At 68.1% G+C, this 3,340-nt stretch carries 1 protein-coding gene; it reads left to right on the forward strand.

Annotation, left to right across the window (positions count from 1 at the left end; genetic code table 11):
* Positions 1 to 432: 432 nt before the first annotated feature.
* Positions 433 to 3,340 (forward strand): PKD domain-containing protein (locus tag NON22_RS24860; RefSeq protein ID WP_306673961.1); only part of this gene is annotated, 2,908 nt, incomplete at its 3' end.

Genomic DNA, 3,340 nt, shown 5'->3' on the forward strand with positions numbered 1-3,340 from the left:
CGAACCTGGCCGGCGGTGCCCGCCGCGGGCGAACGCCGGCCCTCGCGGGAGGGCGCCGACGCATGATTGCCGGGCGAAGCGAAACCGCGCCACGACCGCGCGGCGATCGCCTGGCCTCGCGCCGCGGCGTTCGCAGGCCGCCAGGGCCGGCGCGGCGCCGTCCTGCATCTGCCCGACCGTGAGGTCCGCCGGCCTGGCCGCACCGCGGCGTCCGCAAAATAAGCGTCACGAATCAATCGATTGGGCGCAAAGATAAAATAAAGATCTTTTCGGCGTTGTGCGGGCAGCCGGCCGCGTTCCAGGTTCGCGGAGCGCCAGCCTCTGTCCGGACACCCTGCACCGACCCGTCGCCCGCGGTCGGCGCCGACCCTGAGCTCCGGATGCGTCGCTGCCGCTTCATCGTCACGAACATCCTGTGGAGGGAGAGGGTTCATGATTCGTACTGTTCTGCCTAACGGCCGCTACCCGCGGTTGCGTGCGGCCCGAGACCTGCTGCCGTCCTTGCTGGTCGGCCTGCTCGCCGCGTCTTCGGCCTATGCCATCCAGCCCCACGTCGACACCGGCGCGAAGCCCAAGCTCTCGCGCCCGTTCGTCGCGCCCGAGCTGCACGTCACGCCGACCCAGGAGGCCAGCGTCACGCTGGGCTCGGAAACGTCGCGCTCCTACGGCGCGGCCACGGCCTTCCAGCAGCGCTACGGCGGCAGCTGGGAAATGCGTTGGGACCGCCGCGCCGACCGGCCCAACCTGATCCAGGGTTCCGGCGTGCCGTTGATTCCGGGCCGCGGCAATTCGCTGACCCTGCAGTCGCTCGGCCTGCGCGCGAGCGAGACCATCGACATGGCCGTCGTCGAGACGCGCCTGCTCGATTTCGTCGCGGCCAATGCCGACCTGTTCAAGACCGGCGGCCTCGAGTTCATGCTCGACGCCGGCAGCAGCATCGCCTACGGCAAGGACGACTCTCACTGGTTCGTGGAGTTCGCCCAGATCAAGAACGGCGTGCCCGTGAAGGGCGCGAACCTGTTCTTCCGCATCGCTCACGGCAACATCATCCAGTTCGGCAGCAACCGTGTCGCGCCGGTCGCGGTGGACACGATTCCGGTGTCGTCGCGCGAGAAGGCGTTCGACATGGCGCTCGGCGAACTCGCGTTCCCGGCCGGCACGACGATCGTCGAATGGCTGCAGCCCGGCGCGCTGGAACTGCTGCCCGCGGCGCCGGAGCGCTCCCTCGAACGCGAGGCCGCGTATTCCGGCATCGCCGGCGCCGGCTACGTGCACCGGCTGGCCTGGCACTACACGTTCCGCGTCAACGGCGACAAGGCCACGTACGACGTGCTCGTCGACGCGAAGACCAACCGCGTCATCGAGGTCAACGACCTCAATCTCAACGTCAGCGCGGTCGTCGACGGCGGCGTGTTCGAAACCGTCAACACCCTGCCCGAAGTCATCAAGCCCATGCCGTTCGCGGCGGTCACCAACGGCACGGCCAAGGTCACCGATGCGCTCGGCATCTACGACTACTCCAGCGGCACGGCCACGGTCACCCTGGACGGCAAGTACATCAAGATCGCCGACACCTGCGGCTCGATCTCGCTGAGCACGTCCAGCGGCGGCGACCTGCACCTGGGCACCGACACCGGCACCGACTGCGGCACCTCGGGTGGCACCGGCGGCAACGGCAACACGCGCGCGGCGCGCAACGGCTTCTATTACCTGACCCGCATCAATCGCAAGGCGGCGACGTTCTTCCCGAGCAATTCCTGGATCGCCGGCAAGGTCACGGCGAACATGAACGTCAACGACGTCTGCAATGCGAACTGGAACGGCAGTTCGATGAACTTCTTCAAGTCGGGCTCGTCGGGTTCCTACGTCTGCGCGAACACCGGGGAAATTCCCGGCGTGTTCCTGCACGAGTGGGGGCACGGCATGGACCAGAACAGCGGCGGTGCGGCCGGCGAATACGGCAGCGGCGAAGCGGTCGGCGACACGTTCGCATTCCTCGAGACCAAGCTCAGCTGCGTCGGCAACGGCTTCTTCACGAGCGCCGGCAGCAACGGCTGCTACAACTGCGACAGCGCCTGCTCGGGCGTGCGCGATCTCAACGCGTTCAGCACGACGGGCGCGCGCACGGTCGCGAGCCCGGCCAACGTCACGGCCGACAACGGCATCAACTGCGATCGCCTGGCCTGTCCGTATCTGGCCAACGGCATCACGCCGTACCAGGGTCCGATGGGCTACGAAGGCCATTGCGAGTCCTACATCGCGAGCTCGGCGAACTGGGATCTGGCCAAGAGCCTCGTCAGCGCGCACGGCACGACGGCCGGCTGGACCGCGATGGACAAGATCTGGTACGCGAGCCTGACGCCGAGCAAGAGCGCCTACCAGGTCGCCTCGGGCGGCAAGTGCAATGCGAACGCGACGGTCAACGGCTGCGGCGCGAACAACTGGTACACGGTCTATCTCGCGGCCGACGACGACGACGGCAACCTGAGCAACGGCACGCCGAACGCCTGCCGCATCTGGGATGCGTTCAATGCGCACGGCATCGCCTGCGGCACGCGTCCGGCCTGCTCGGGCAATCCGCCGGCCAACGTGCCGCCGACGGCGAACTTCAGCGTCGCCACGAGCGGCCTGACGGCGACGTTCACGGACAGCTCGAGCGACAGCGACGGCACGATCGCCTCGCGCAGCTGGAACTTCGGCGACGGCACCACGTCGACCGCGACCAACCCGAGCAAGACGTATTCGGCCGCGGGCACCTATACGGTCACCCTGACCGTGACCGACAACGGCGGCGCGACGAATACGAAGACCAGCTCGGTGACGGTCTCGAGCGGCCCGGCCAACGTGCCGCCGACGGCGAACTTCAGCGTCGCGACGAACGGCCTGACGGCGACGTTCACCGACACCTCGACCGACAGCGACGGCACGATCGCCTCGCGCAGCTGGAACTTCGGGGACAGCACCACGTCGACGGCGACCAACCCGAGCAAGACCTACTCGGCGGCCGGCACCTACACGGTCACCCTGACCGTGACCGACAACGGCGGCGCGACGAACACCAAGTCGTCCTCGGTCACCGTCACGGCCCCGTCGGGCGGCAACGAGCTGCAGAACGGCGTCGCGAAGACCGGCCTGTCGGGCGCGGCGAGCTCCGAGACCACGTACACGCTCGTCGTTCCGGCCGGCGCGACGAACCTGAAGTTCGTGATGTCCGGCGGTACCGGCGACGCGGACATGTACGTCAAGTTCGGTTCGGCGCCGACCACGAGCAGCTACGACTGCCGTCCGTACCTGTCGGGCAACAACGAGACCTGCACGATCGCGACGGCCCAGGCCGGCA

It is taken from the genome of Tahibacter caeni (assembly GCF_024609805.1).
In the GTDB taxonomy this organism is placed as follows: domain Bacteria; phylum Pseudomonadota; class Gammaproteobacteria; order Xanthomonadales; family Rhodanobacteraceae; genus Tahibacter; species Tahibacter caeni.